The following is a 7,712-nucleotide window of genomic DNA, read 5'->3' on the forward strand; positions in this document are numbered from 1 at the left end:
GGCGGTGCTGAAGGCATCGACGACGTCGGACAGAACGTCCAGCGGGAAATTTGACCCTCTCTGAACGTCAACCTCGACGATGAGGTCTTTTCGATTCGGTAGTACTCCAAGCGCCGGAAGGTCAATCTCAATGTCGTCGTCGCCGTCTACGTTGATTCCGGCGGTCTCCCATATATCAGGCAACCCGTCCAGATCCGTGTCACCGGTCCCGGTCCCGGAGCCGCCCCCGCCTCCGCCCCCGGAGCCGCCTCCGCCGAAGTTGAGAGCGAGATCCACCTTCGCTGAGACTTCCAGACTCTCATCGAATAGCGCGTCGGTCAACGCCGCTCGAACTCCGAACCCGTATATCGAACCTGTTTCGTACGTGACGGCCTGGCTGAATGGGATAGGACCTGCGTTGAGATCATCTTCGTCGAACTCATAGAGGTCGAATCCGATTTGGACGGAGACAGACACACCCACGCCGACACCCTCACCCCTTCCGCCTTCTAGCTCGACGGTACCAGTGACCGACCCGACCACCGCGTCAGTGACTGATAAGGCAGTGCTCATCATACTTTCGGCTTCAAAGGGTAGGGCTTGAAACCCAGCGCTGCCACGAAATCCGACTTCAAAACTAGCCGAAATATTCAGATCGGACACGTTGGATTCATGGGAAGCCCGAACTGTCCCACTTCCAACAGTTGTATTGAAGGTCGTAGTAGCTGTTCTTCCAATCGACCCCAGTTGATTAAACCACCTTTCTTCATCACGTTCGCCAATGAAGGCATTGGTGAGGATTCCTCGCTCGGCTGCAAGGAAATTCATTCGTGGTATGTTCTGGCCTTCTGCTGACCGAGTGAACCCAAGCTGGCACAGAACTGAGACAGAAAGAAAGAATGAGGACAAGCGCATGTGTAGATCCTTCGCCGGTGTGTTCTAGAAACAAAGACTGATTCTTCCGGAGGCGATGAAAAGGGACGCCATGCCGATCCAGGCATCCTGCCGTAGGCCTCCAACCTGGTATAAGGATAGAGAGAGGGATGAGGAATCCTGTAGTGCAGCGTTCTGCGGGTCGCCTTCTTGCCTATGTGACGAGATTCTGATCCTCTACCTCATAAAGCGCGAATTCTATCGGTCGCAGGACATCCGCCCCATACATGAGGCTCCCTTAAGCTTCTGTGGGGGAATGCACAGCTTTTACGCACAAAGACTCGGAGAGCCGGGAAGAATGCAGGGCGGTCGAGGAGAGTAGGTCAAGTGACCGTCGGAAGGCGATGGAACCAACGGAGGCCGATCTTGAGGAATTGCGCGAGGGTGAGTGAGAACGGACCAGGCGGTAGCGACACCTCGGACATCTGTGTACCCTCTGTGTACTCGCCCAAATCGATCGCCCCCCTAACCGACTTTCCTACAACATCTTCTAGCCGTTGGCCTCCCCAATGGCATTGTAGAGGTCAGGGGTTCGACTCCCCTTGGCTCCACTTGAATCCCACCGGATCGGCCGCAAGAGACGAGGCCGGTGGATTCTTCTGTTAGTAGCCCTCCCCGACTACCTCACCCGCAAGTGCGTCCAGCCTGCTCGTGCACCCTATTTGTACCCTCGGATTATTTCACCACCACCATCCGCTTCGTCTCGCCGTATTCCGCGGCGGTGAGGCGGTAGAAGTAGACGCCCGACGGGAGTCCGGCGGCGTCAAAGGTGACTTCGTAGGCGCCAGCTGGCTGCACCCCCGAGGCTAGCATCCTGACCTGCCGGCCCAGCACGTTGCAGACAGTGAGCGTCACCTCCGCGGGTCGCGGCAAGGCATACGCGATCGTAGTTGTCGGATTGAAGGGGTTGGGATAATTCTGGTCCAGCCTGAACTCTGAGACCACCTCAGTATCATCAACGCCCACGGACTGAAGCCCAAGCCCGTACACGAAGGCGGCGCCAGATGCCACGCCCTTCGAGTTCTCGGCCGACATTGCGCCGACCACAATTTCGTCCTCCTGTGCGGCGATAGACAGGCCATACTGCTGGACCTTGGTTTCATCAGGCGCCAGAAGAATGTTCTTCTCTATCCAGATCTGATTCTCGAGGCGATACAGATAGACGACACCTGAATTGGCCGGTCCCGGTATCGGTGCAGCCGTAGCAGAAACAGCGGCCACGGTGCCGTTGATGGCAACCTGTGTGCCGAAGGTATGATTGGTGTTGCCATTGGATGCCTCTAACTTGGCGGTCTCCGACCATTGCGTCCCGGAGAATTCGAACAGGTAGGCCGCACCGCTTTTGTCCGCCGCCCCCGTTGCATATCGTGCACCCACGATCAGTTTACTTTCTTCGCTGAAGTCCACGTCGAACCCGAAGTCTTCGAATAGCGAACCATCGGAGGCCACCAGCTTGTCGTTCTCGGTCCATTCCGACCCGTCAGGAGTGTACACGTAGACGGCTCCGGTCCTCTGGTCGTCTCCGTACGCGCCGACCGCCAGAAGGTCCGGCCCCAGAGCCAGCGACGTGCCGAGAAAATCACTCAGGTCTCCGTCCGACGCGGTAACCTTGGCGTCGGGCAGCCAGGCCGGACCGGTGAAAGTGTACACGAAGGCAGCGCCCGACGAAGCCCCGTTCTCTCCGTCTCCAGGCGCGCCTATGGCAAGGCGGTCTCCATCAACGTCGATTGACCATCCGAATGTTGCGGGCCACGTGTTCACCGGCGGTCCGAGAACCTGGTACGTCGTCCATTCGGAGGCCAGATATCGGAAAGCGTATGCGCCACCCACCCGGTCGTCCTTCATAGGCGCTCCAACGACGATGTTGTCGCCGCTGACAGCCACAGCAAATCCGAAGTTATCCATGGCGGCACCATCAGGTGCGGTGAGAACAGCCTCTTCGTTCCAGCGGGACCCGTCGTACCGGAACACGTAGGCGGAACCCATGCCGCCGTTCACGTTGGACGCACCGACGACGGCCACGTCGCCGTCGATATCTACCGAATAGCCGAAGCGGTCAGCGTGGGCGCCGTCGCTGGCAAACAGCGTATCGGGAATCTGGGCGAGCGCAGGCACTGTCCCAGCAAGAAGTAGTAGTAGGATAGCGCAGCCTATAATCGGGCCGGGGTCGGACATGACTATGGTGAGTCGAACGGTCTTGTTCATGTGCATTCCAGATTGGTGATCGAGCGTGGCAAAAATGATCGTCCGCCGGGTGCACACCCACAAGGGGGGATTCCCCCACACGAGCCAGGACTGTAGTACCTGAATTGCGCTTGCTCTTGATGGCCGCCACAATAATCGTCAAAACCGTGTACCCCGTGCGTACCCGCCAAAACGCGCTCTCGCTATGACAGACTGCTCGGCAGTGTCTCAAAGCTTATGTCCTTCCCAATGGCATTGCAGAGGTCAGGAGTTCGACTCTCCTTGGCTCCACGTTGGATCCCATCGGACAAGCCCAAATCAGGCAGTTCTGATGGGGTCGGTAATTCGAGCTCCTTGTCGAGTGCCGCACACTCTGACCACACCCGTCCGATTCGTGTACCCTATTGGTACCCTCGGCGAGTCGGCCCTTTGGAATGCCCGAGAGACAACTCCGACCTGCTACCTAACCACCACCATTCGCTTTGCGTCGAAGTAGTTTCTGGCCTGGAGGTCGTAGAGGTAGATGCCGGATGAGAGACCAGTGGCGTCGAAAGTCACGTCGTGAGTACCCGCTGGCATTATTCCTGACGCGAGTTGTGTGATTTTTCGCCCCAACACGTCGTAGACATTCAGAGTCACGTCGGAGGGCTGTGCGAGGTCGTAAGTAATCGAGGTCGACGGGTTGAAAGGATTGGGGTAGTTCTGTCTGAGCACGAAGCCACCGGGTACTTCGGCCACTCTTTCGTTGGCTACAGCAGACCCACTTGTGTAGATGCTTGTCGATGTTGCGGCGTATGCGACTCCGCTCGGATCAAAGTCCAGGTCATTCACCCACGTGATCTCTTCGAAGCCGGTATCCTGCATTTGCCACGAAATGCCACCGTCGACTGAGGTGAACAGCGAGTGACGACCGACATCGCTCTCATCTAGGTAGCCCGTTGCGACATAGGGAATACTGTTCGCATCAAATGAGATTAATTGAACGGTGACGTCTGCTGTTCCGGAAACTCCACGAGGTACGTCTCCTGTGGCGTCGCTCCAGGTGTCTCCATTGTCGGTGGATTTGTACAGCCCAAGACCGAGACGACTTATGTACAGGTCACCGTTGGGTGCGACACCAAGTCGATCCACAAGTCCTGGATCGTTGGAATCGGTCCATGTTACACCATCATCATCGGACCTTATCACGCCCGGACCGCCACTGTCGAGACCGATAATGGAGCCTGAAGACGATATCTCAAGTACATCACCTCGCCATTCGGTTACACTTGCCCACGACTGGCCACCGTCCGTGCTTCGGAGTATGCCCGTCTGATCACCCACGATAATACTCCCGGCGGACGTGAGCGCCACGTCTGTTATCCGGTTGAACGTGCCCCGGCTCAGTTCCGTCCACGAACCGCCACGATCCGTAGATCGGAAGAGAGCGAAATCCGCCAAGAGATAAAGATCACCGGTAGCAACATCTTCCCGGGTCTTTCTCAGAGAGAAGTCCGATTTGAATTCACTCCAGTTTTGTCCGCCGTCCTGTGAGCGCAGCAACCGTTCGCCGGTCCCGTCGACACAAAGGATGTCTCCCGTCGAATGCAGGAGAACTGAGCGCAGGTTCACAGCCGTCAGGCCGGCGTTTGAGGTGGCCCAGCTCGCTCCGCCATCGAACGAGTAATAGACGCCAGCCACCGACCCGTTTGCATTGAGGCCATCTTCAAACCCGGCCACCAGCGTCCCGGAGTCGAGCTTGTGAACCGCCGTCGTGGCTTCGTAATCGAAGAATCCACCGGGGGCGAAACCATTGTTAAAGAGAGCCCAGGACGCACCATCGTCATCCGTCCCCGCGACGCCGTCGCCGTCCAGGCCCGCGTAAACCTCACCGGCATCTCCCGCGGCCAAGGATCGGACCCAGCCGGTTACGTTCAACAGAGAAACCCCACTGTAAATCTGTGTCCACGTCAAACCATCGTTCGAAGAGCTGTAGATCGCTGCGTGGCCAGGTCTCGCAGCGTACAGTGTTCCCCCGGCATCCACTGCAAAAAACGAGGAGGCCTCGCCGTGGACCTGATCCCACGTATCGCCGGTGTCTGTCGATCGGCGTATTTGCCGACTTGAGCCTACGACAACTGTTCCTGCGGACGTCAAAGTGATGTCATACAGGTCTTCGAATTCGAGGCTGCCCAGTGACAACAGGGGACCATCCCACGACTGGCCGTTGTCTGTGGATCGGTACGAAACCCAGGTATCATTCGGAGTTATGCCAATGATGAACATCCCGGCAGGACCGACCGCGAGTCTGGCTGCCGGATCTTCGGATGGGGAAATGAGTCCGCTGACCCCGGGCACCTCGTCCCACGTGTTGCCGGCATCACTGGATCGAAGGATCCGAATCTGACCGGCTTTGCGGTCGACACCCGTCATGAAGAGCACGCCGTTGAACTCGTCGAGATCGAGCACCTGTTCAATTGGGCTCGTACCGTTTGATGCCGACCACGTTTGACCTTCATCGGTCGATTTAAACAGGCCTCCCTGTGTACCAACCAGCAGAGCTGACTGGTCTGCAAGTTCGAGCAGTACTTGTGGAACTCCTCCCAGCGGCCCAAGCGCTCGCTCCCAGGCGATCTGAGCAAACGACTCGCCGAAAGTGAAGCATGGAAGAGAAAGAAAGAAGAGTATGAAGGCAACGCGGTGCAACATGGTACTATCCTCGGGCACGATGCAGAGATCTGCCAACGGTCATGGTCATCGCCAGACCATACCCTGCCGGCCGGCCTCCCCCGTCCTCTCAACAACCACATACCCCGGATATAATGCCGACGCCTGTGAAGCCAAGTCCGTTAGCTAAAAGCTCAGGTACTGAAGAGCGTATCGAGGAGTTGAGAGGATCGTCCTGAATTGTATGGAGTGGATATCCCCGCCCACGTTAGGAGTATCGAAACAATCATCGGGACCCTGCAGGCCTCGAACGCAGGAACTTTGATCCCCTCTGCGACGACCCGCCTATTCAGGCGCTTGTGGAGTACTGGCAAAGAAGGGGGTATAGCAGGCTCGGAGAGGCGACTTTCATCGTGTACCCTCTGTGTACCCCCCTGAATCGACTCTCGCGACAATAGATTGTCTTGCAACCGCATGGAGCTGCAAACCTTCCCAATGGCATTGCAGAAGTCAGGGGTTCGACCCCCGTTGGCTCCACCGGAGGTTGGACCACTGAGAATATCATCAGACACCGAATCACGCGGTTCCGGTGGCATTCGTTGTTCGGCCGTTGGGGCAGTGTCAAGAGCTCTCGTCCACTCCTTCTCGATCTTCTACCCTATTTGTACCCTCCCAAATTGCAGGCGGCACCAGGTCCCTTTTCTCCCCGTCGCCGCGCGGCTCGGGCGGTGATCCGGAGACCCTCATGAACTCATTTCGCCGTAGCCTCTCAACAGATCTATGTTCGGTGTCGCTATCGACGTCCGCTCGATGAGGATCTGAAACTCGCTGGCCAGCTTCCGCATTTCGTCGCGTGCTGACGCGGCGTGCATTGAAAAGGCGATTTCTGCAAACTTGCTTTCAAGCAGGGCTTGCAGCGCCTTCACATTCAGGATTTCGGGTAACCAGTAGAACAGGTTGAACTGGAAAGGATGGCGCTTCGTATTTCCAAGGGCTTTCAGGACAACCCCACCTTCCCTGGCAGCTCGAACCATGACGCGAAGTGTTGCGTCGTCTTTGGCGAGAGCATAGCTGCTACAGTCATGTTTGTATAGGCCATTGACCAGCGGACTGATCAGTGCAACATGGTACTTCAACCATCCATCAATATCGTCCGTGATGTCTACCGGGATTCCACCTGATTCAAACAGCCCCTTGATGGCCTCCGTCCTTTCCCTGGTATTTCCGTCGGGCTCCCCGATCGTGATGGCTCTGCGTTTTCCTCCTGGTTTCTCGCGATCGGCATAGTGCACAACGCCCTCCCGCAGACCGCCACCTGCCCCCGGGAATCCAAAAAGTACCTTCTCCCGGGGTAGTGTCTCCAGGTAGGTCCCAAACCCAAGGGCGTTATGAGGCGATATGCCAGAAGGTCCAGACCACTCCCAACAGGAGGCTGCTTCTCCACATATCATATTTCTGCAGCAGCCTGGGCAGCATAAACCCGCGCCAACCCAGTTCCTCTCCCATGGGTCCGAACGGCAACGCAAGTAGGAAGAAAGGAACTACCGAGCCAAACCCGTCGCGCAGATTTGAAGGACCAAGCTGGAAACCGAACAATACTGACGACCAGACAGCAACTCCATACAGGGCGAAAGGAGCAGCAAGGACAAAGGCATACCAGTACCAACCTACGCGCCAGATTCCAGCCTTTCTCAGCAGGGCCCGAATACCTTGCTTTCCCTTCAGAACCCCTTCAACGATAATGGCGGCAAGTGTCGGCCCAAATGCTCCTATTAATCCAATGAGTGCCAGGGGCGGGAACGTACCTTCCTCGGCATTCAAGATCGCCTGATAACACGGATACAGGAATGTCCAGGAGATCAGGTAGTTGATTACGACAAATGAGCCCAACGGGCGTCTTGTGATGAGTGATCTTAGCACACTATTGTACCATATGACCTTGCCCGAGTCTTTCGGATGAAATGTCAAGC

General features: G+C 56.9%; 5 protein-coding genes. All 5 read right to left on the reverse strand.

Annotated features, from left to right (window positions below; genetic code table 11):
• Positions 1-807: hypothetical protein (locus HKN37_12735; protein ID NNE47513.1), on the reverse strand; the 807-nt coding region annotated here is incomplete at its 3' end.
• A 780-nt stretch (positions 808-1,587) separates the two neighbouring features.
• On the reverse strand, positions 1,588-3,117 hold the full coding sequence (locus tag HKN37_12740) for a T9SS type A sorting domain-containing protein (protein ID NNE47514.1): 1,530 nt from the start codon (positions 3,115-3,117) through the stop codon (positions 1,588-1,590).
• A 438-nt stretch (positions 3,118-3,555) separates the two neighbouring features.
• Positions 3,556-5,784 carry a T9SS type A sorting domain-containing protein gene (locus HKN37_12745; GenBank protein ID NNE47515.1) on the reverse strand — a complete coding sequence of 743 codons (2,229 nt, stop codon included), beginning with the start codon at positions 5,782-5,784 and terminating at the stop codon, positions 3,556-3,558.
• Between the two features lie 701 nt (positions 5,785-6,485).
• Positions 6,486-7,034: a hypothetical protein gene (locus HKN37_12750; GenBank protein NNE47516.1), complete on the reverse strand. Its 549-nt coding sequence runs from the start codon at positions 7,032-7,034 to the stop codon at positions 6,486-6,488.
• Positions 7,035-7,128: 94 nt separating this feature from the next.
• On the reverse strand, positions 7,129-7,662 hold the full coding sequence (locus HKN37_12755; GenBank protein NNE47517.1) for a CPBP family intramembrane metalloprotease: 534 nt from the start codon (positions 7,660-7,662) through the stop codon (positions 7,129-7,131).
• Positions 7,663-7,712 lie beyond the last annotated feature (50 nt).

It is taken from the genome of Rhodothermales bacterium (assembly GCA_013002345.1).
In the GTDB taxonomy this organism is placed as follows: domain Bacteria; phylum Bacteroidota; class Rhodothermia; order Rhodothermales; family JABDKH01; genus JABDKH01.